Genomic DNA, 22,247 nt, shown 5'->3' with positions numbered 1-22,247 from the left:
ATTCGGCGTCGCGCAATTCGATGATCCGCAGCGTCGCCTGCAAGCGATTGCGCCGTTCCAATTCCGGGTTGGCACTCTGTATCCAAAGATACGTAATCGCACCGACCAAGGCGGCGACGATCAACCTGGGTTTCCAGGAGAAGCCGGTCATGGCTTGGCGGAAGGCTCGGCGAGCAACGATTTGCCCCGATATTCGCCGGTCAAACTATGTAGAAACTTGACCAGCAAATCGCGTTGCCGCTCGGCCAGCGGTTTGCCGAGCTGATATTTCGCCATCGTGTTTACCGCAGTCTCCAGGTCGGCGGCGCGGCCGTCGTGAAAATACGGCGCAGTGGCGGCGACATTACGCAAACTGGGCACGCGAAACACGCCGCTGTCCCTAGGATTACCGGTGACCAGATAGCGACCGGCGTCTATGAGTTCAGCCGCGCTGGGCGGCCTGCCAAACACGCCGAACTTTTGAAACAAATTGCCGCCCAGATTGATACCTTGATGGCAGGCCACGCAGCCCAGATCGTTGAACAAACGGTAACCCTGTTGTTCTTCGGCGCTCAACGCCGTGCTGTCGCCGCGCAGAAACCGATCGAAACGGGCGTTCGGCGTCACCAGACTGCGCTCGAAACTGGTCACGGCATCGACGACGTTGGCGGGCGTCAAGCCATCCGGATACGCGTTGGCGAAGGCCGCGACATAATCGGCTTCGCCGGCCAATCGCGCGATCACCCCAGGCCATTTGGCATTCATGATATTCGGATTCAACATGACTTTTTCGGTATGCGCTTCCAGCGTCGTCACGACGCCGTCCCAATTGAAAAAGTAATTGAAGGCTACGTTGAACAAGCTGGGCGTATTGCGCAAAACCGCCGCCCCATCGGCCGATACCGCGCGAGCCTTGCCGTCCATGCCGCCCCGGTCGAGCGGGTGGCAACTAGCGCAGGAGCGAGCGGCTTGATCGGACAGCTTGGGCTCGTGAAACAAACGCTGTCCCAACGCGGTGCGCTTCGGATCGCCGCCAACCGTCGTCGGCAGGGGCAGCAATGTCGGCGGTACTTCCGCCCGCGCCAGACCCGCGCAAGCGAGACTGAGCCAGCCTATCGCCAAAATACCCGGATACCGTTTCCGGTTCACGATTGCCGCTCCGCTGACTTTTCCGGATGCGGCGAATGATGGTTAGCTTGAATCGGCACTGCCCCTACCCCTCGACTATTAAACCGCTCTGACGCCCCTGCGACAAAAGTTGCCGTGTCCACCTTGCCGACGCATGAGGTCAGCCGGCGCCGATCGGCGTCCGCCAAACACATGGGCCAAAGCGCCGCAACTTTCGTCGCGGACCCGGCCAGGAAAAACCCAAGACCAGCCTCAGCTAAACCCATGAAAATAAAAAATTAATTTTCGAAAGCAGACTTGGCACGCTGCTCGCAATAGTCATTGCCAGAAGCTGTCAGCAGTTTCGGTATCGGAGACTCCGTCTCATCATGACTCATTACAATTTAGGAGAACGACCATGCAACACAAATTTATTCCCGTCCTGACCTTGTCCGCTTTGTTCGCGACGTCTTACGAAGCCTCGGCCTTTAGCTTCAGCACCGGCGACCCCGACTTTAGAATCGCTGTCGGCGCCCAAGCCGGAGCCCTGGAGATCGAATCGGCCGACGATTTCATCCTGGCCGAGAAAACCCAACTTCGCCAGGCCAGTTTCACCGGCTTGCTGGCCAACGGCGCCACCTTGGCCGACATTGCCAACGTCAATGTGGAAATTTACCGGGTTTTCGATAAAGACTCGGTCAATCCGCCGTCCGGCCGGGTCCCGACCCGGGTCAATTCACCCGCCGACGTGGCATTCGAATCGCGCGGTTCGGCCGATAACACGCTGAGCTACAGCGTCAGCGTGCTCGGCGATGTCGCCACCGCCGCCAACTCGGTGTTGAACGGCATTCACCCGCTACCGAACCAAACCACCGGCGGCGAAGGCGCCGTCAGCGGTCGGGAAATCAGCTTTAATATCGATTTCAGCCAAGCCATCACGCTGGACGCCGATCATTACTTTTTCGTGCCGCAGGTGGAGTTGAAGAACGGCAATTTTCTGTGGTTATCGGCGGCCAAACCCATCGTTGGCGGCAGCGGGCCGTTCTCGCCGGATCTGCAATCCTGGATACGCGATGAAAACCTGGCCCCCGACTGGCTGCGGATCGGCACCGATATTGTCGGCAGCACCACGTTCAACCAAACTTTTTCGTTGACCGGCGTTTCCGCGGTACCGCTGCCGGGCGCCACCTGGCTATTTTTGAGCGGCTTGTTGGGCCTGCTCGGCACCGGCAAGCGTAAACAAACCGCGCCGCAAGCGGTTTAATCGCAGACTAGCGCCGTCGGCGCCTTATCCGGCGCCGGCGGGCCTATCGGATCAGCTCGGATTATTCGCCAAGTTGGGCGGCGATTTTCGCATCCAGCCACTGTTGGCGATGACGTTTTAAAACCGAATCGGTCGGACTATCCGGCCATTCGGCTTCGAGTTGCCGCTGCAATTGCGCCAGAACATGCCGTCTCAATACCGAATCGGTCGGGACAACCACGGAACTGCTGACGCCGCTATCGGCGTCGCTTGCGATCCGCTCGCCACCTTCCGCAAGCTCAAGACTCGCGGATGAATCGGCAAACTCGAGCGACGCTTCAGTTCCATTGAGGTCGCTCGCACTCTCGGCACCCAGCGGCTGCAAATCAAGCAGTGCCGCAAGGCGTTGACGATAGTGCCGACGCAACACCGACTCGGTTGGGTACGGATTTGCCAATGCGGCTTTTTCGGCGGCCAGTTGCGCGAAATAATGGCGGCTCAGAATAGAGTCTTCCGGCACGCGCAACGCCGCTTCGGCCATCGTTTCCACGTCAGCGGCCACTGTCGCCGGCTCGGCCGGCGTCTCGACAAGGGCGGCTTCCTCGATCGCCGTTGTCAACTCGGCGGCCGGGTTTTCGACGATCTCCACCGCATCTGCCTCCGCATCTGCCTCCGCGGCCGAACCGGCGATCGAAATCGGTTTGGCTCGATCGGCAGGCACGTCGCGAAGGTTTTGCTCGCGAACCAAGCGGGTCACGAAAGTCGCCGCCCGGCTCGGAAAGATGTCTCTATCCTGCACCGTCTCCGGCAACAGCAAATAGGCCCTGGCGGCATACGCCGCAATGGCCAGCAAAGCGATATCGAACAAAGTTTCCACGCACTCCCCCTCTCCAGTGATTATTATTGCGCCTGCCGGCCGGATTCGCCGCATATCGTTGACGAATCCGGCCGACGGACCCTTTCTTAAACCGACTATCATCACATAAAGTGACGCAATTTTTGATCGGCAATTTCTTCTTGGCGGTTTTCAATGGCTAGGGGCTGGCAATTCTGGATCGATAGAGGCGGCACCTTTACCGACATCGTGGCCTGTTCCGCCGACGGCGACATCGTCACCCGCAAACTGCTGTCGGACCATCCGGAGCGCTATCGCGACGCCGCCTTGCAAGGTATTCGCGATATTTTGGACGGCGCCGCCGATCGCCACATCGCCGGTGTCAAAATGGGCACGACGGTCGGTACCAACGCTTTGTTGGAACGCCGAGGCGAACCACTGGCCTTGCTGGTCAACCAAGGCTACCGCGACTGTTTGCGCATCGGCTACCAGAACCGGCCGGATATTTTCGCGCTCGACATCCGCCGCCCGGAGCCGTTATACGCTTGCGTCGTCGAAATCGAGGCCCGAATGGCCGCCGACGGCAGCGAGTTGCAGGCACTGGATCGCGACCGGGCCAGGGAGCAATTGCAAGCGCTTTACCGGCAAGGCCTACGCGCGATCGCGATCGCGTTGATGCACGCCTGGCGTTATCCTGCGCATGAGTTGGCGCTGGGCGAACTCGCCGCGGCCGTCGGCTTTAAGCAGATCTCGCTGTCTCACCAAGTCAGCCCCTTGCCGAAGTTCGTCGCTCGCGGCGATACCACCGTGGTGGACGCTTACTTGTCGCCGGTGCTGCGCCGTTACGTCGAACAAGTCGAACGCGGCCTGGCCGACCACAACCCCAACGCCCGACTGTGGTTCATGCAATCCAACGGCGGCCTGGTGCGCGCCGCCGACTTTCAAGGCAAGGACTGCATCTTGTCCGGCCCGGCCGGCGGCCTGATCGGCGCGGTCGCTGTGTCGCGGCGGGCCGGTTTGTCCAAGATCATCGCCTTCGACATGGGCGGCACCTCGACCGACGTGGCGCACCATGCCGGCGAGCTGGAGCGAAGCTGCGACAGCGAAATCGCCGGCGCGCGCATCCGGGTGCCGATGATGGCAATCCATACCGTCGCCGCCGGCGGCGGCTCGATTCTGCATTTCGACGGCCAACGCTACCGGGTCGGCCCGGACTCGGCCGGCGCCAATCCCGGTCCGGCCTGCTATCGGCGCGGCGGTCCGCTAACCGTCACCGACGCCAATCTGCTGCTCGGCAAACTCCCCGACTTTCCGGCGGTGTTCGGTCCGAACGGCGATATGCCGCCAGACCTCGACTTGGTCAAGACTTTATTTGCCGAATTGGCCGAACGCATACACCGCGAAACCGGCGACCGGCGCGGCCCGGAGCAGGTCGCCGCCGGCTTTCTCAGCGTCGCGATCGAAAACATGGCCGAGGCGATCAAGAAAATCTCGGTGCAAAAGGGTTATCACCTCGGCGAATACGCCTTGTGTTGCTACGGCGCCGCCGGCGCCCAACACGCCTGTTTGCTGGCCGAACGCCTGGGCATGCCGCGCGTGTTGCTGCATCCGCTGGCCGGAGTATTGTCGGCCTACGGCATGGGTTTAGCGGATTTTCGGGTCTTGAAACAACGGGCGTTGGAACGACGCTGGGACGACATCGACGCCGCCGAACTGGATCGACTTTTTCTGGCCCTGGAAGGTCAAGCCCTGGCCGAGCTGCGCGAGCAAGGCGTTGCCGACTCGGAGCCGATCCGCGAAAAACGCCTAAGCTTGCGTTACCAAGGCACCGACACCGCGTTAAGCGTCGAATACGGCCCGGCGCCGGCAGTGCTGGCCAATTTCGAACAACATTACCGCCGCCGCTTCGGCTTTTGTTACGCCGACCGGCCGATTTGTATCGCCACGATCGAAGTCGAATGCATTGCCGCCGCCGAACAGCCCAGCCCGGCCGCGCCGGCCGACAGCGAACCACGCGACGGCCGGCCGGAAAGTTTCACCCGGATATTCAGCCGAGACGACTGGCACGCCGCGCCGGTCTACCGACGCGAAAATCTGGCGGCGAACCAAACCCTAACCGGCCCGGCCGTCGTGCTGGAGCCGACCTCGACCATCGTCGTCGAAGCCGGTTGGCGGGCGCAACGGCTGGCCGGCGGCGATTTGCTCCTGCAAGCCTGCCCGGCCGCGGCCGGCGACCAGCCGTCACCCGGCCGCGACGCGGCAACAATATCCGACGCGGTAGCCCGCCCCGACCCGGTGTTGCTGGCGATATTCAACCAGCGTTTCATGTCGGTCGCCGAACAGATGGGCTTCGTACTGCAAAACACCGCGCATTCGGTCAACATCAAGGAACGTCTGGACTTTTCCTGCGCATTGTTCGACGCCGACGCCAATTTGATCGCCAACGCGCCTCACATTCCGGTGCATCTGGGATCGATGGGCGAAAGCGTGCTTGCCTTGCTGCGGAGCAGGGACGGCCGCTTCGAGCCGGGCGAGGCGTATTTGCTGAATTCGCCCTACGCCGGCGGCACCCACTTGCCCGACATCACCGTAGTCACGCCGGTGTTCGACGCCGCCGGCCGCGAGTTACTGTTCTTCGTCGCCTCGCGCGGCCACCATGCCGATGTCGGCGGCATTTCACCCGGCTCGATGCCGGCCCACAGCCGCGATATCGACGATGAAGGCGTCTGCAGCGCCGGCCTGAAAATCCTGGCGCGCGGCGAATTCCAGGAAACCGCGATTCGGGCCTGGCTGAGCGACCATCGCCATCCGGCCCGCAATCCCGAGCAAAACCTGGCCGACCTGCAAGCCCAGATCGCCGCCAACCGCAAGGGCGCCGAGGAATTGGCCGCGCTGATCGCCGGCTATGGCCTGCCGGTAGTCAACGCCTACATGCGCCATGTGCGAGACCACGCCGAAGCCTGCATCCGCGCGCTGTTGGCAACGCTAACCGACGGCCGTTTCGAATACGAACTGGATCAGGGCGCGAAAATCGCGGTCGCGATCACGGTAGACCAGACGGCGCGCACCGCCCGCATCGATTTCAGCGGCACCTCGCCGCAACTGGCGGACAATTTCAATGCGCCGGCGGCGGTGTGCAAGGCCGCCGTGCTGTATGTGTTTCGCACCCTACTGCACGACGACATCCCGCTCAACGCCGGTTGTCTGAAGCCGTTGGACATCGTGATTCCGGCCGGCTGCCTGCTGAATCCGCGCCCGCCCGCCGCCGTGGTCGCCGGCAACGTCGAAACTTCGCAATACGTGGTCGATGCGCTATACGGCGCGCTCGGCGTGTTGGCCGGTTCGCAAGGCACGATGAACAATCTGACCTTCGGCAACCAGCACTATCAATACTACGAAACCTTGTGCGGCGGCGCCGGGGCCGGGGCCGGTTTTCACGGCGCCGACGCGGTACATACCCACATGACTAACTCGCGCATCACCGATCCGGAAGTCTTGGAACAGCGCTTTCCGGTGATCCTGCGCGAATTCTCGATACGCGGCGGCAGCGGCGGGGCCGGCGCCCATCACGGCGGCGACGGCGCGATTCGCCGCATCGAATTTCGCGAAGCGATGCGGGTTTCACTGCTGTCCAGCCATCGCCGCCTGCCGCCGTTCGGGCTGCGCGGCGGCGCGCCGGGCGCTGTTGGCGTCAACCGTTTATTGCGCGCCGACGGCGGCGAACAAATCCTGCCCGGCCGCGCCGAAGTCCAGGTCCAAGCCGGCGACAACTTAGTCATCGAAACGCCGGGCGGCGGCGGCTTTGGAAAAACCTGATCCCCCGAGTGCCAATAAGCCCGAACGACATCCATTCGTTAGCAGACTCCTGAATTCGAAAACACCGAACAATTCCGATGCAACGCTTTAAGCCATTTCGCGCGGCGCCTGCGTCAAATCCCTTAAATTCTCTAAAGCCCGGCAGCCTGAGTCGGCCGTGGTACGGGGCGGAGCGATCGCTAACGAATTGAATATCTGTAGATACTTGAATTCGAGCGTCACGACAAGCCTATCGGCATTCAATTTGCGTCAGCTGAGACTCCACCCTAATTCAACAAAAGGAAGCTTCATGAAACGTCGATTTCAACTGATCGCTCTATGCCTAGTCAGCAGCGGCCCGGCCTTCGCTCATAACACCAACATCAATCTGACGCCGCAATATAGCACCGGCAGCAATCCGGAAAACGGCGGAATCAGCGCTTTCCAGTATGCGTACGGCGCAGACTTGGTCAGCCCAATCTTAGTTAACATCGATTCGGGTATCGCCGACCCGTGCGCGACATCGTCGCACACCGGTGGTTTCAGCGACAATTCGGCCTATAACCCACGGCTGGTTTAACGGTACGCGGCCGGTACTGGGAAATAGCCACAATGTCACTTCAACGGTCTGGGACGGCGTTTTTTACGTGGCGGCACCATCGGTGGTGACACTGAGCGTCACGAATTACGCTACAACCGGCAACCCCAGCACCGGCTTGAATCCGGCGATGAGTCTGTACAGCGGCTTGCTGTATGCGTCGTCCCACGACGAAGTTGGCTCGGACCCGTCGAACTCCGGCGATTTCGACCATTTCGATAATTTTGTCACACGGGTCAGCAGAAGCGATGCCGCGCCCAACGATCCGACGATACGCAGTCAATATTACGATGCGGCCGGCAACTCGTTGGCCAATCCCGATTGGCAACGAAGCTTCTCGCAAATCGTTGCCGAAGGCGGACAAGACCCGGCCTATCAGGCGGTCGGCGGCGGCGATCGATACAACGCCGCCAATTTGGCCGTGTTGGCGGCACAATTCCCGGATATGACGCCGGAACAGTGGTACGCACTAAACTACACGCCGCACAATGGATTCCGCGACGTGTTGAATTACACCTCCAGCGGCGGTTTAGCCGATGCGGGGGACGCTAATCACCCCTTCGAAGGTCAATTCGATGCCTTCGGCAACTGGAGCATGGGCGACTCGCACGATCCCGCGCTGAACAACGTGAATTTCGCGGGTGCGCACGTCGCCACACTGCATTACATCGCCTCGGTCAGTAACGGCGACTGTAACGGCCCAAACTGCGCGGACACTTACCTGTCCGTGCCCGGCTACGGCGAAGTGCTGACCGGCGGCCATATCAATTCGGGTCTGAGCGACCCCAGCAGCGAGACGATGACGGTATATCTGGCGGAGGGCTGGTATACGCTTTGGTCCGGCGGGAATCGGAACGAGGGCTACTACCCACAGTCGGAATACCAAACAGTGACCTTGGACGTTCATCATTTAACCGCCGTTCCGCTACCGGGCGGCGGCGCGCTGTTCGCGACGGCCCTACCGTTATTGGTGAGATTGAAACGTAAACCGCGATCTTAAGCCCGTCACCTCGGTTGCCGCCGTATCGCGCGGCAACGCTGGTACCGCAAAACGGTTTTTTCGTCCCCAACACCGCTTTTCCACCGTAACGCCGAGCAGCGGTTTCCGAGCCGATTTTTCTCACTGGCCGTTCGGCGTCGCTTACGCCGTCATCTGCTTGCAATATTGCCCGCCTACTATCGGCGAGATCCGTTACCCGGACGGATACAGACCGTATTCGATGGCGGACGACGGCACCGGCGTGACATCAACCAGCGTTAACCGTTCTCCTACTCATCGGTCTACCCCTCGATAACACTTTAAGGAAGGAATATCCCAGATGAGAACGCTGTTCATGCACGTCAAACTCCTGTTACCCGCTTCGGCGCTCTGCGTCGCCGGCCTGCTGTTCGCGGCCTCGGCGAATGCCGACGGCGACCGTCGCGACGACGAAAACGCCGACCGCCCGGTCACGATCGCGGTCATCGGCGATTGGCCCTACAACAAATTGCTGCTCGACAACGCGCATCTATTGATCGACTCGGTGAACGCCGACCCGGCGGTCAGCCGCTTGATCCACGTCGGCGACATTCACGCCGGCAGCATGCCTTGCACCAGCGCCGACATCCTGCCGCCGATTCCGCTATCCAATCCGGGCTACAACCAAAAGATTTTTTACCAATTTCAGCAATTCGATAAGCCCGTCGTCTATACGCCAGGCGATAACGAATGGACCGATTGCCAAAAATCCAAGCAATTCAAAAGCGGCGATCCTTTAAAAGAACTGGCCAGCGTGCGCGGACTGTTTTTTGCGAAACCGGGTGTTACCTTAGGTAAAGAAGCCCAAGTCGTCAGTCAGGCGCGCGCCTTCGACCCAAGCTTTCCAAGCGACGCGCAATTTGTCGAAAACGCGATGTGGCAACAAGGCAAAGTCGTGTTCGCCACCTTGAACGTACCTGGCTCGAATAACGACACTCTGCCGTGGGCCGGCACCTTCGCCAATCAAGCCGCTCAGGATCAGGAAGTGGCCGAACGCACCGCCGCAGACTTGCGCTGGCTGGAAGCGACCTTCAAGAAAGCGAAAAAAGACCATGCCCGCGCCGTCGTCATCGCGATTCAAGCCGACATGTGGGACCCGGCCGCCATCACCGCCACGACCAACGAACTCTCCGCCTACACGCCGATCGTGCAAAAACTGGCCGACTTAACGGATGATTTTCGTGGTCAGGTATTGTTATTGAACGGCGATTCGCACGTCTACGGTTCCGACCGGCCGCTGGCCGACCCCAGCAGCGCCACCGGCGTGATTCACCACACCCAAGCGGTGCCCAACTTGACCCGTATTACCGTGCAAGGCTCCACTACCGCGCCGTCGGAGTGGTTGCGCCTGACCATCGATCCGAGAAAGCCCCAGCCATTCCAATGGGAAAACGTGGCGTATTGCAACGATCCGTCGCTGAGCTGCGAATAACCGGCCCCGCCCGGCGACGGCCGTCGAACGGCGGACGTCACTAGACCAAACGCGGTTGGGAAAAGCCGTTCATCCCAACCGCGTTCCGGATTTCATCCGCAGGCATCTTCCGAAGTGTGCAAACAGATGTTGCGCTGCCGTCCGGTTAAGGTCCATGCCGAGGACCCGATCGAATCCAATAGCCATCTTGCGATGAAAATATCGTGACGTTTTGCGTCGATGCCGGCCAACGTGCCGCCGACATTAAAACCCTGCTCGGCACCGTCAAACTCAATGGTGTCGATCCTAGCGCCAGGCTAAAAGACACTTTGCCCCCCTCTCGGCCCGACAGCCGCATCGACGAGCCATTGCTTTTTGGCGGCATGGATTGCCTCTAGCGGAATTAAACCAGCGGTATGCTTGGGCGCTTAACACCGTTCGAGACGCGGTGCAATTGTTCCGGGCGCTTCCTTACCTCACCGCACGCAACGACAAAATCCGGCCGGATTTGTATCGGGACAGGGGGCGCGATTGATCGGAATACGCCCCACAGCCCTCCGTGAACACGTCAACAACCATAGCCGCCGATGAACCAGTTGTCTAAAAAATAACCAATTTAACGGAAAATCATACGCATCAGTGACTTATCACCGTCATAAACGACTTAGCGACAGCGTTATCCACAAGTTTTGTGAATTTCTCGCGCTTATCCAAGGATGTTGAGCACAAGCTGGGAAAAATCGCGACTCCTTACTCGAATCTGCCATACGGCCTAGGTTACAGGCCAATTTCAGTCTTTAAATTTCAGCGACTTATTAAAAACCCTCCGCCTTAAGCCCTGGCGCTGACCAATATTCGATCAATTTGATCATTTCTTTTATTTTTCAGAAAATTAGCCTCACACTTAACGGCTTGCCTACAGAGTTATCCACAAGTTTTGTGTATAACACCCCGTTCGACGTTGTCGCATTAAATGCCGCCGCCATACCCGTCGGCCAGCAACAGTCGTCGCAAGCGGTAGGCCCGGGCCGGGCCGACCAGCGCCGCGCTAAAATCAGCACCGGCGTCCAGCTCCTCGACCCGCCAGGCTTCGACCGGTCCGTATTCGTCCGGCACCTTGCGCAGCCCGCCGCCGGCCGTTACATCGAACTCGCAGAGCTCCACGCCCAGCGCGATTCCGCGACCGACTGCCTTGACGAAGGCTTCTTTCTTGGTCCATAAACGGTAAAACGCCGCGACGCGCTCGGACTCCGCCAAGCTCAGCCAAACCGCATACTCGTCTACCGAAAAACAGCGTTCCGCCAAGCCGGACAAATCTCTGGTTGGCTTGACCGCCTCGATGTCGATACCGATATCGGCCGCGTCGGCGACCGCGATTAATAAGGCGTCGGCGGTATGCGAGACATTGAAGCCCGGCCCGCCGGACAAGGCCGGCTTGCCGAATTCGCCGACCCGGAAGCGCAATCCGGCCGGATCGCTACCGGTATAGCTGGCCAGGGTTTGCCGGAGCAAACCGCGCCCGACCACGTAGCGATCGCGCAAATGCGCAAACTTGAACGCGGCGGCTCTGGCGCGCTCGTCCGCGCTTAAGACCTCGGCCAACCGAGTCGTGACCGCTTCGGGCAAATCCAAACAACCCTGCCAAACGTCAACGAAGCCGCCGCTCATCGGCGCCCGCCGGGTCGATGCGATACCGACTGCCCTTCGAGCGCCGCTGGCGATCTCGCCGATTTGCTTCTAGAGGTAAATGAGTCGGCCGGACTGCGCCTGTACCGCTGAGCACTTTGCCGCTCGATTAAAAGGGTTTCGATCATCGCTATCCAACAGCCCAAAAACCGAAATTGTACGGCCAGCCGCCGTTAAAATCGACGCGCGGCGATTCCCTATCCGCACGACCTGAAAACGCGGAGCTTGCCGCGGGGCCTAAGCACGCTCGACCGTCATCCGATCGGTTTCTATATCCGTGCCGGGCACATTCACGTAAACTGCGGACTCAATTGATTTCCAACGGGGCGAGAATCATGTGGCTGCGAACCAGTTGCGACATCTGTTTTGAAGTTGGCGTTCCCACGCCGTTTATTCTAATGTTGCGGCCACGTAGCGGCGCGAATCAATGGATTTCCAGCGAGTTCTACACGATCAAGCCGACGGTTCAGGTTCTGGAATACACCGACGGTTACGGTAATCTTTGCCAGCGCTTGATCGCGCCGCCGGGGATTCTGTCTATCCATACCAACGCCGACATTCGCACCTCCGAACAAGTCGACGTCGCGCCCGGCGCGCCGTTCGAGGAAGTGCAAACCTTGCCCGACACGGTCTTGACCTATTTGCTGCCGTCGCGCTATTGCGAATCGGACCGCTTCATCGACCTAGCGCAAGAGATCGTCCGAGGTTACACGCCGGGCTACGACCAAGTGGACGCCGTCAATGGCTGGCTGCGCGCCAATATTCGCTTCAATCCGGCGGCCGGCCTGTCCCAACTTTCGGCGGTGGAAGTCAATCTGGCCGGCGAAGGCGTCTGCAGGGATTTAGCGCATCTGGGCATTGCCTTGTGTCGAGCTCTGTGCATCCCGGCGCGGATGGTGGTCGGTTACCTGTACGGCTTGCGGCCGATGGATTTTCACGCCTGGTTCGAAGCCTATGTGGGCGGCCGTTGGTATGCCTTCGATCCTACCCAGCGGGAACCGCGCGGCGGCCGCGTGATCGTTGCCTACGGTCACGATGCCGCCGACGTGGCCGTATTCACTCAATTCGGCCCGCCGCTATTTCCAACCCGGATGGCGGTCGGCGTCGAGCGTTTAGCCAACGCGCGGGAATGACGGCGTGCAACGGCTACGGATACAGCACGTTACCGAATATCTGTTTTCGCAGCCGGTCACGCTAAACTGTCATCGGCTGTTGCTGCGGCCACGCGAAGGCCACGACGTGCGCATCGAATCGTCGCGGCTGGACATCAGCCCCACTTACGCCATCCAGTGGTACCGCGACGTGTTCGACAACTCGCTGGCTTTGGTGCGTTTTCAGCAAACCTCCAACCGGCTGCGCATCGGCAGCGACGTCGTCATCCAGCACTACGAAGATCCGGTACGCGACATCGGTGCCGACGACTTTCCTCTCGCCGGCCCTTTTGGCTACGAGGCAGGCGAATTAGCGGACTTGGCGGCCTACCAGCGGCCGATTTTTCAGCAGGACCAGCCCGCGTTGCAATGTTGGCTGCGCGAAATCGGCCTGAAAGTTCAGACGCTGAACGCGCTGAACTTGCAAACCACCTTGAACCGGGCCATACACGACAAATTCCAATACCGAATCCGTGAGGAAGCCGGCGTGCAATCGCCGCTCCGCACGCTGCATCTGGGCAGCGGCTCGTGCCGCGACTACGCCACGCTGTTTATCGAAGCCTGCCGCTCGCTGGGTCTGGCCAGCCGCTTCGTCAGCGGCTATCTGCACGCTCCGGCGACAGAAGCCGGCAATGCCTCGACCCACGCCTGGGCCGAAGTTTATTTTCCGGGGATAGGTTGGCAAGGCTTCGACCCGACCGTCGGCCAAATGACCGGAAACCGCCATATCGCGGTCGCCGTGGCCCGCAATCCGGAAACCGTGCCGCCGGTATCGGGCAGTTTCATCGGCCCCAGACAAATCTCGACTCGGATGTTGGTCAACGTACAAGTCAATTTGTTGCGCTGACCTCGATGCGCTCGGGTTCGATAAAGCGATCGCCGCTTGTCGCAAAACCGCCAATTTGTCGCGGCCATCGGCTACTCCACATCGCAGCGGGAACGTCTAAATCCCGCCTAGAAACCGCAATATTTACGCGGATTTAGAAAGTAAACACTTTAATTTCAAGCACTTAAATTCAAAAAAAAACCATCCAGCCGCTCGCGAAAATTGGCCGCGATTTTGCTAATTTCGATCTGTAAACACCCGGCTCGCCGCCAAATTGTCGGTTTTCTTACCGGCAAACGGCAATCCCCCAAACCGGGCCAGCTCTTCATTCCATTAAACCTAGAGAGAGGCAATATGTTCGAACACAAAAATTTAGACGGCCAATGGAACAAAACCATTCCGGCAACCGACAGCTTCGTTAATGGCGAGGTTCTGGAATGCCGCGACACCGTGGGCGAAGAACCCGCGAAAATCAGTCGCAAACAATACGCGGTGATCGGCGACTTGCTGGTCGAACGCTGCCTGCCGCCGGAGTCCATCGGCGACACCTGGGCGCACGACGTCGGACAGTTGCCCTGGTGGGGTGCGGTGATGAATCCGCCTCACGCCGGCATGATTGCCGACTTCAACAGTCTGAACGGCGGCCTGCAACGCCGGAATCTGGACGTCGCCCACCACGTGGTCGGATACGCCGCCGCCGGCGAAGAAATCACGTTGCTGAAAACCGTGTACAGCGTCACCCGCGCCAGCGATGGCAAGGAACTCAGCGCCCCGTCGATGTTGGAGTTGCGCAAACTGTATTACGCCTAAGTCCCGCGCGGCCCCTTCGGCGCTCGGCCGAAGGGGCCGCTGGCCTGTCTCCAAGCGGGCTCGATCCCGATAGACGTGCGATAGAAATACCCCCGCGCAAGACGCCTTCTGTCGCGGCTAATAGCCAATAGCCGTTCAGTCTCACCCTATGCCATCTTGAATTCCCGCCACCCTTTTGAACCCGACGTTGAGTTTGAGGGAATTGGGGAAAAGCGCTACCCACTTGAAAGCTTCCCGACAAACGGGATAAGCTAAAAAACCACGAATCAGGAAGATGCCCATGTCCAAGCCGATCGCCGCCGAATTGTTGGCCCTGCACCGAGACGAATTGCTGCGTTTCATCAAGCAACGGATCGATTGCCCGGAAACGGCATTGGATATCTTGCACGATTGCTTCATGCGCTTTTCCAACTACCTGGAGCGTCATCAGGTGCAAAACCCACGGGCGTTTTTGTACAAAATGGCGGCCAACCAAACCATAGACCACATCCGCCAGCAACGCCGCGCCGACGACCGGCGGATCGAGTTCGAGGCGTGGCCGGAATTGATCGATCCGGCGCCATCGCCGGAGGACACGATCGCCGCCCGCCAGCGTATGGCGATGTTGGAACGCATCATTGCCGAAATGCCAGAGAAAAATCGCCAGATTTTCGTGATGCGCCACATTCAGCATTTATCGTTCACCGAAATCAGCCAAGTCACCGGACTGGCCTATAACAGCATCTTCAAATATCTGAACGAAGCCCTATCGTTCTGCCAGAAACGCATGCCGGATTAAGCCACGATGTCGGCCGAATCAGAACACACCGATCCAACGGATGCCCGCCTCACCGGTGCGAACGGTTTCCCGGAGCTGCCGGCCGGCCCGGCCGACGAACAAGCCTTGTATTGGTTGACCTTGATCAGCTCCGGCGAGGCGAACGCCGGTCACCGGGCCGCGTTTCAAGACTGGCTGCGCGCCGATCCCACGCATCACGAAGCTTGGCGGCGGGCGCAAGCCTTGTGGCGGGACATCGCCCAACTGGGCGTGGCCGCGCCGATGGCTACAGCTACGATCAGCGACGCCCACCGTTCGCCTCGCAGATTCGGAATTCAACACTTGGGGCTGGCGGCCGGCGTTCTGGTCGCGGCGGTCTTGTCGAGCAACCAGCTTGGCCTCTGGCTGGCCGATCATCGCACCGCGCCTGGCCAACAGTTGGCCGTGGCGTTAGCGGACGGCTCGCAACTGTTGCTGGATACCGATACCGCCGTTTCGGTGCATTACAGCGACACCCGCCGGCTACTGGAGCTGCACCGCGGCAAGATCTGGTGCCGGGTCGCCGCCAACGCCGACCGGCCGTTCGAGGTAAGTACAGGGCAAGGCACGGTGCGCGCGCTAGGCACCGCCTTTGACGTCGCCGAACAAGACGACCGCACCGAGGTCACGGTTTACGAACATGCGGTGCGCATAGACTTGGCGAACGGCGCGCACCTGCCGATGTTGGCGGAAGGCACCGCCGTCGGCTTCGGGGAGGGTTTGGAACCGGTTAACGCCGAGGCCGACACCACTACCGCATCGGCCTGGCACCGACAACAACTACAGTATTTCAACCGGCCGCTTTCGGAAGTGGTGGCCGAACTCAACCGCTACCGGCGCGGCCGGATTTTTCTGGCCGAACGGGATTTGGAACAACTTCGCCTGAGCGGCATTTTCGACACCAGCCGTCCGGACGAAGCGCTGGCTCTAATCACCGAAAGCTTGGGCTTGCACGCCTACCAACTTGCCGGACGCTGGGTATTCTTGCGGCGCGGATAAGTCTTCCGCCAAAACGCCGGTTACGAGGTTTTCTCTCTCGCCGAGCAGCGCCTAAGGACCGGGGCTTCGACTCCGCTCAGCCACCGGTAACCCCTGTCAGCCTGCGGCGACGGCGCTCAGCCACCGGTAACCCCTGTCAGCTCGCAGCGACTACGCTCGGCCAACGGCAAGCCTTCTCAGCCCGCGCGGCGGCTCAGTTGAGCCGGCGGCCCTATCAATCAGCCTGTGCGTCTCCTGGATCGAGTAACTTGCGACTCATCCCAACTCGAACAGCGCGCGAGTACACGGTCTGATCCGATCGAATACGTCCCGTCACCGCCAACTTCCTCGCCGCGTTGAACCGAAACGTCGAACCGTTCCCTGAGCCTAACCAAACAGTTCATTGATCGGAGCCAAACCGTTCGCTGAGCGGAGCCGAACCGTTCGCTGAGCGGAGCCGAAGCGTAGACCCGGCCGCATCCGCGTAATCCGCATCTCAACCCAAACACATCCCGCTAGAGCCGTCTCCCAAACCCAGCCGAATCGATCGAGCAAAAATAATTTGAAAATTCCGATTTTGCGTTTCGTCTTATTTCACAAGGACCAAGACCGGCTCTAAATAACCACGAATTTCGCAAAAGGAGTTTTTATGGATTTTTCGCCCCGCCTGCCGTTAAGCCTCGCCGTGGCCGCCGTTCTCGCCGCGCGACCGGCCGCCGCCGAACCGGTGGAATTCGCCATCCCCGCGCAGAGCCTGTCGCAATCCTTGTTGGCCTATTCGCAAGCCACCGGAATCCGCATCGCATTCAACGAAGAACTGACGCACGGTTTGCACGCCCCAGCCCTCGCCGGCCGCCTAGAACCGGAACCAGCCTTGAAACAATTGCTGAGCGGTAGCGGACTGAACTTTCGGTTTACGACACCACAGGCGGTGGTGTTGAGCCAGGATGCGCGCCATAAGCCCGGCGCCAGCCACTTAGATTTAGCGCCCGCCGCGATGCCACCGGTAACCGTATTGGGCACGCCGGTTTATGCCGCGGACGATCCCCACAATCCGGACTACGGCTTACCCAACACTCAAACCGCCACCAAAACCGATACGCCGATCATCGATACGCCGTTCTCGGTACAAGTGGTTCCGCGCGCCGTCATTAACGACCGAAAAGCCAATTCGCTGCAGCAAGCGGTGGAAACCGTCAGCGGCGTGGGTTTCATGCCCGTCGACGGTGGCGTTTACAACGTATTCGTGCTACGCGGCTTTGTCGGCGATTCGGCGGTTTTCCGGAACGGTTTGCGCTTGGAGGGATTTAACTTCGACACCGCCAATCTGGAGCGGATCGAGGTGTTGAAAGGGCCGTCGGCGATGTTGTACGGCCGTGGCCAGCCTGGCGGTTTGGTCAATATAGTCACCAAACAAGCCTTGGACCGCGACTACCATTCCATCGAACAGCAATTCGGTTCCTACGATTTCTATCGCACCCATTTGGATTTCGGCGGTCCGCTAAACGCCGACAAAACCTTGCTTTACCGCTTGAACATCGCCTATCAGGACAACAATTCGTTTCGCGATTACGTGTCGATGGAACGGGTATTGGTGGCGCCGACTTTGACTTGGCGGCCGTCAGACCGCACCGAGCTTAGTCTCGGTCTGGAGTTTCAAAACGACGACTTCCAACGCGACGACGGCATACCTGCCGTGCTTAATCGCCCCGCCAACATTCCCATTAGTCGCTTTCTCAACGATCCTAAAGACCCGCTGGACAATCAGGACCAGTTGGCGATCAATCTGAATTGGCATCATCAATTCGACGACAACTGGACCGTCCGCCATCATTTCATGGCGGTACCGCACAAAACCTATATGGACCGGGCCATCAAGCCAGTATTTTTGCTGGACGACAACCGTCGCGTGTTCCGGAACGGCGTCGGCCAGACCGACGATCAGGCGTTTTACGCATCGGACTTGTCGCTGACCGGCAAATTCCGGACTGGCGGGTTAAAACATGAGGTATTGTTGGGGTACGACTATTTCCAAAAGGAAAGCCTCTACCGCTTCCACGCCTTCGATACCTCGCCGTTCGCGGCGGTGGATATTTTCAATCCGGTATTTCCGGCATTACCGGTCGACTTAGTGGATTTTGCGGGTTGGGGCGATTTTCGCCAAGTCAGCGTCATGAGGGACCGCTGGCACGGCGTGTATTTTCAAGATCAGATTCAGTTGCTGAACAACCTGTTTCTGACCGGCGGCGGCCGCCACGATTGGGCCGAGACTGGGCGGGGCGACAATTTTGCGGATTCGCTCAGCGCGGCGCAGGCCAATTTCAGTTACAACCGTACCGAACGTTTCAGTCCCCGCGTCGGCATCTTGTACAAACCGTTGTCATGGTTGTCGGTCTTCGGCAATTTTAACGAGGCCTTCGGCTCAAACAACGGCCGCTCAGCGGACGGCCGACCTTTTGCGCCGGAAACCTCCTCGCAATTCGAAGCCGGAATCAAGAGCGAATTTTGGGACGGCCGCCTGACGGCGAATTTGGCGTTTTATCACTTGGAAAAACGCAACCTACTCACCGCCAACACCCAAACCGTCACCGATTTGACCGACCAGTCCGCGATCGGCGCCGCGCGCAGCCGAGGTTTGGAGTTCGACCTGAACGGCAAATTGACCGACAATCTCAGCATCAACGCCGCCTACGCCTGGGCCGACACTAAGATCACCCAGGACAACGACGGCAATCAAGGCCATCAACTGCCGCTGGCGCCGCGCCATTCCGGCAGTATCTGGACTCGTTACGAAGTGGATGCCGAACCACTGCGCGGTCTGAGCTTGGCAGCCGGCGCTTTCCTGGCGGGCGTGCGACAGGGCGACAAGGAAAACAGCGTGCAACTGCCGGGGTATGTGCGGGTGGATAGCGCGATCAGTTACCGCTTTCGCGCGATGGGATCGACGATGACCGCGCAATTCAACGTCAACAATCTGCTGGACAAGATTTATTACGTCGGTACCGACGCTATCGATTCGGCGATTCCGCGCGCGGACATCATTCCGGGAGCGCCGCGCACGTTCCTGGGCTCGCTTAAGGTTGAATTTTAACCATGCCCCGCAACCGGTATTCTAATGTGATGGCAAACTTAAAATCGCTCGACCGAGCCAAGTTCTTTCGACCGACTCGCCGCAAATCGATCCGGCTCCATTCTCGACTCCCCGGAAGACGCGATTTTTGTGCGACTCCCGACGTATCGCCAGCAAAGTGACCTTACTCTGGTTTTTAAAAACGACGTAATTCTACTTTGTCAGATTTAAGCAACGCCGATAGGGTTAGGGAAAGCCGTCAAGTGTCACCTCCCTCCGAACCGTGCGTGCGGTTTTCCCTCAAACGGCTCTCCTAAAAAGCCGACGTTCCCTGAGCGTAGCCGAAGGGAACGAAACCTAACACGTTAAACGACTCCGATGCCGCCGGTCTACTCGAACCGTCGCCGACGATTTCGCTCGCGCGACTCGGTCTCGTCCAATCAATAACGCCTCAATAACGCCGCGTGGGCACAACCGCTCCCGCTTCGGCATCCTCCGACATTGGAATCGCCAGCGGCTTGCGCCGCCAGCCCAACTGCGCCTCCAACAGCCTTACCCGATCGTTCAACACCGCCAACTGGCGACTCGCGTCCGACAATTGCTCGTGCAAGTATTCGAAATGCACTTGAAAATAACGCGCCGCCAGAAACTCGCCGGTGCCGGCCGCCGCGCGGCGACTGCCCTCCGCTTGACTTGAATCCTTCATACTGCCTCCGCCATTAAAATCCCCGGTGTTCAAGGTTAATTGCAGCCGCAACCTCCGCCCTGAGCGCTACCGGCCGACGAAGCCGCCTCGCGACTGCTGTAATTCTGCTGGCGAATCGCGGTTTGCACCGGATCGGGATCGAGCGCCATCTGCGGCTTGGCCAGCTTGCCGCGTTCCCACGGCTGCACCTCGGCGCAACCGGCAATCCCAACCAATAAGGCCAAGCATAAAAAGGTTTTAGTCATCGTCTATGTTCTCCAGTCAAATGATTTATCGTATTTCCAAGTCCGGTTCTCGGCCGAAATCGCAGTGGTAAGCCGGCTTTACCGGAGGGCCTAAAAGCGCGACGGCAATACCCGGAGTACAAACCTAGGTTCGTACTCCAACACACCCTGCGACAACTATTCTGACGCGGGGGGCCTGAAAGCCGAGAACCAGCGTTTGAAACGCGAACTCAACCGTAAGGATAAAGCCTTGGCTGAAGCCGCTGCTTTGCTGATCTTGCAAAAAAAGGTCCGGGCGTTGTTGGGGGGCGAGGTCGAATGACATCCCTTCAGCAACGCCAAAATCTGATTGGTGCCATCACCGAGGCGACAACCGCCGGTGCCCGCCAGGACCAAGCCTGTGCCGTGCTGGGCCTGAGTCCGCGCACCTTGCAGCGCTGGCAAGCCCGTGAAACCCTGGCTGAAGAGACCGGCGACCGCAACGTCAATACACGCCCGGGCATGATGACATGGACTCCTCCCCTCCCCTAGCGGTGTCACAATGCACCTGAAAATATAAACGGGACAAAGAGGAGTCCGAAATGAATCGTAACGTAGTGGGTTTGGATATTGCAAAACAAGTGTTTCATCTGTTCATGATGCTCGATGGCAAAGCGACCAAGCGGAAATTGAAGAGGTCGGAACTACTGGAATTCATGACCCAACTACCGCCAAGCCTGATCGCGCTGGAAGCCTGCAGTGGCTCGCACCACTGGGCAAGGTCGTTCCAAGCACTGGAGCATGAGGTCGTGCTATTGAACGCCCGTTACGTGAAAGCCTTCGTGGTCGGCAACAAAAACGATTTCAACGACGCCGAGGCGATTTTTACGGCAGCACGGCAACCGAACAAGCGCACGGTGACCATTAAAAACCTGGAACAACAAGATTTGACCATGGTGCATGGCATACGCCAGGGCAAAGTCGAGGAGCGCACGGCCTTGATCAATCAGATTCGCGGGCATTTGGCCGAACGCGGGCTGGTTGTTGCCGAAAAGCGCCAGTCAGGTGAGGAAACAGTTGCCGTCGATTTTGGAGGATGCCGAGAATCAACTGTCGACGCTCAGCCGCGCGCTGTTTGCCGAACAGTATCAAGCCCTGGTGGCGATGGATGAGGCCATCAAAACCCTGGACCGGCAGATCGAAGCGCTGTGCCGGCAAAATGCCTTGAGCAAACGCCTAATTGCCATACCGGGTGTGGGACCGCTCACCGCCACCTTGGCCGCCGCCGATGTGGGCGATGGCAAAGGCTACTCATCCAGTCGCGATTACGCGGCCAGCCTGGGCGTGGTGCCCCGGCAACACAGCAGCGGTGACCGGCAAGTCCTGCTCGGCATCAGCAAACGCGGCAACCGGCGGCTGCGCACCTTGTTGATCCATGGCGCCCGGGCAGTATTGAAATACTGCGGCGACAAGAGCGACCCGTTGAGCCGCTGGCTACAAGCCTTGATCGAACGGCGCGGCTTCAACAAGGCCGCCGTGGCGTTAGCCAACAAGCCTGTCCTGAGCGAAGCCGAAGGGAATGCCAGGATTATCTGGGCACTGGCTACCGGTGAAGGCGAGTATGCGCCCAAAGTGGCCTGATTAAGTGACGCCCGGGTTATCCACCCTTTGCCCAACGCCTCCACGCGAGTGAAAGGTTCCGGCGTCGGGCAAAGGGTGGATAACCCTCAAACCGGTGTAGTTCAAGACCAACAGCGTTCAACAGATTGCGGAGGCAAGTCGCTCAATAGTGATGACATTCAACAGGTCAGACCGGTGCTTTTCAAACCCGCTTAGCGCATAGGTTCTTAAGAAACCGTTAGGATGATAGGGAAAAAGCGCGCGGATAGATTCATCAGGGTCCGAAGGCCATAAAGCGCCTTCACGAAGAGACCGAATATATGGCTGCAATCTCGATCTCTGTTGGAAACATTATTTTGGGTAATCTTGGCTTGCAATTGGGGAGGAGTCCATATATGCGCTAACCGAATCCGAG

The 22,247-nt window shown here is 59.2% G+C and carries 18 protein-coding genes and 1 pseudogene; 14 read left to right on the top strand and 5 right to left on the bottom strand.

What is annotated here, in order from left to right:
- Positions 1 to 147 precede the first annotated feature (147 nt).
- Positions 148 to 1,128, bottom strand: a complete 981-nt coding sequence (locus A1355_RS06400; RefSeq protein ID WP_064026171.1) for a cytochrome-c peroxidase — start codon at positions 1,126 to 1,128, stop codon at positions 148 to 150.
- Between the two features lie 376 nt (positions 1,129 to 1,504).
- On the opposite strand from A1355_RS06400, the gene A1355_RS06390 reads away from it, so the two are divergent.
- Positions 1,505 to 2,350, top strand: coding sequence for a hypothetical protein (locus A1355_RS06390; RefSeq protein ID WP_064026162.1), 846 nt, complete (start codon positions 1,505 to 1,507; stop codon positions 2,348 to 2,350).
- Between the two features lie 61 nt (positions 2,351 to 2,411).
- On the opposite strand, the gene A1355_RS06385 is transcribed toward A1355_RS06390, so the two are convergent.
- A complete protein-coding gene (locus A1355_RS06385) occupies positions 2,412 to 3,206 on the bottom strand; it encodes a hypothetical protein (protein ID WP_064026160.1) in 795 nt (264 codons plus the stop codon).
- Positions 3,207 to 3,359: 153 nt separating this feature from the next.
- Here A1355_RS06385 and A1355_RS06380 point away from each other — a divergent pair, with 153 nt between their 5' ends.
- The 5 genes from A1355_RS06380 (at position 3,360) to A1355_RS25065 (ending at position 10,384) form a co-directional block, all read left to right on the top strand.
- A complete protein-coding gene (locus tag A1355_RS06380; protein ID WP_064026158.1) occupies positions 3,360 to 6,980 on the top strand; it encodes a hydantoinase B/oxoprolinase family protein in 3,621 nt (1,206 codons plus the stop codon).
- Between the two features lie 289 nt (positions 6,981 to 7,269).
- On the top strand, positions 7,270 to 7,539 hold the full coding sequence (locus tag A1355_RS06375; protein ID WP_064026156.1) for a hypothetical protein: 270 nt from the start codon (positions 7,270 to 7,272) through the stop codon (positions 7,537 to 7,539).
- Positions 7,540 to 7,606: 67 nt separating this feature from the next.
- Complete coding sequence (locus A1355_RS06370) at positions 7,607 to 8,557, top strand: hypothetical protein (RefSeq protein ID WP_157197772.1); 951 nt, start codon at positions 7,607 to 7,609, stop codon at positions 8,555 to 8,557.
- A gap of 319 nt (positions 8,558 to 8,876) precedes the next feature.
- Positions 8,877 to 10,007 carry a hypothetical protein gene (locus tag A1355_RS06365; RefSeq protein WP_064026152.1) on the top strand — a complete coding sequence of 377 codons (1,131 nt, stop codon included), beginning with the start codon at positions 8,877 to 8,879 and terminating at the stop codon, positions 10,005 to 10,007.
- A gap of 203 nt (positions 10,008 to 10,210) precedes the next feature.
- Entirely contained in the window at positions 10,211 to 10,384 is a 174-nt protein-coding gene (locus A1355_RS25065) for a hypothetical protein (RefSeq protein ID WP_157197771.1), read from the top strand.
- 571 nt (positions 10,385 to 10,955) lie between these two features.
- Here the strand turns inward: A1355_RS25065 and A1355_RS06360 are convergent.
- Positions 10,956 to 11,654 (bottom strand): 4'-phosphopantetheinyl transferase family protein, encoded by a 699-nt coding sequence (locus A1355_RS06360; RefSeq protein ID WP_064026150.1) that lies wholly within the window; start codon positions 11,652 to 11,654, stop codon positions 10,956 to 10,958.
- Between the two features lie 353 nt (positions 11,655 to 12,007).
- Between A1355_RS06360 and A1355_RS06355 the strand changes: the two genes are divergently transcribed.
- The 6 genes from A1355_RS06355 to A1355_RS06330 all read left to right on the top strand — a co-directional run bounded on the left by A1355_RS06355 (position 12,008) and on the right by A1355_RS06330 (position 19,324).
- Positions 12,008 to 12,805: a transglutaminase domain-containing protein gene (locus A1355_RS06355; RefSeq protein ID WP_064026148.1), complete on the top strand. Its 798-nt coding sequence runs from the start codon at positions 12,008 to 12,010 to the stop codon at positions 12,803 to 12,805.
- Between the two features lie 4 nt (positions 12,806 to 12,809).
- The gene (locus tag A1355_RS06350; protein WP_064026146.1) at positions 12,810 to 13,670 is read left to right on the top strand and encodes a transglutaminase family protein; all 861 of its coding nucleotides are present in this window, start codon (positions 12,810 to 12,812) and stop codon (positions 13,668 to 13,670) included.
- 333 nt (positions 13,671 to 14,003) lie between these two features.
- Positions 14,004 to 14,459 (top strand): hypothetical protein, encoded by a 456-nt coding sequence (locus tag A1355_RS06345; protein ID WP_064026144.1) that lies wholly within the window; start codon positions 14,004 to 14,006, stop codon positions 14,457 to 14,459.
- Positions 14,460 to 14,739: 280 nt separating this feature from the next.
- Positions 14,740 to 15,237: an RNA polymerase sigma factor gene (locus A1355_RS06340; RefSeq protein WP_168030527.1), complete on the top strand. Its 498-nt coding sequence runs from the start codon at positions 14,740 to 14,742 to the stop codon at positions 15,235 to 15,237.
- 6 nt (positions 15,238 to 15,243) lie between these two features.
- On the top strand, positions 15,244 to 16,254 hold the full coding sequence (locus A1355_RS06335; protein WP_064026140.1) for a FecR family protein: 1,011 nt from the start codon (positions 15,244 to 15,246) through the stop codon (positions 16,252 to 16,254).
- A 628-nt stretch (positions 16,255 to 16,882) separates the two neighbouring features.
- A complete protein-coding gene (locus A1355_RS06330) occupies positions 16,883 to 19,324 on the top strand; it encodes a TonB-dependent siderophore receptor (protein WP_064026139.1) in 2,442 nt (813 codons plus the stop codon).
- A 430-nt stretch (positions 19,325 to 19,754) separates the two neighbouring features.
- On the opposite strand, the gene A1355_RS06325 is transcribed toward A1355_RS06330, so the two are convergent.
- Positions 19,755 to 20,009, bottom strand: a complete 255-nt coding sequence (locus tag A1355_RS06325; RefSeq protein WP_064026137.1) for a hypothetical protein — start codon at positions 20,007 to 20,009, stop codon at positions 19,755 to 19,757.
- A 35-nt stretch (positions 20,010 to 20,044) separates the two neighbouring features.
- A complete protein-coding gene (locus A1355_RS06320; RefSeq protein WP_064026135.1) occupies positions 20,045 to 20,254 on the bottom strand; it encodes a DUF4266 domain-containing protein in 210 nt (69 codons plus the stop codon).
- 297 nt (positions 20,255 to 20,551) lie between these two features.
- On the opposite strand from A1355_RS06320, the gene A1355_RS26580 reads away from it, so the two are divergent.
- A complete protein-coding gene (locus A1355_RS26580; protein ID WP_064026133.1) occupies positions 20,552 to 20,764 on the top strand; it encodes a helix-turn-helix domain-containing protein in 213 nt (70 codons plus the stop codon).
- 50 nt (positions 20,765 to 20,814) lie between these two features.
- A pseudogene (locus tag A1355_RS06310) lies at positions 20,815 to 21,853 on the top strand (IS110 family transposase).
- Positions 21,854 to 22,247: the final 394 nt, after the last annotated feature.

The sequence above is a fragment of the Methylomonas koyamae genome, from assembly GCF_001644025.1.
Taxonomy (GTDB): domain Bacteria; phylum Pseudomonadota; class Gammaproteobacteria; order Methylococcales; family Methylomonadaceae; genus Methylomonas; species Methylomonas koyamae_A.
Note: the sequence above shows the minus strand (reverse complement) of the source record. Positions and strands in the feature narration are given on the sequence as shown.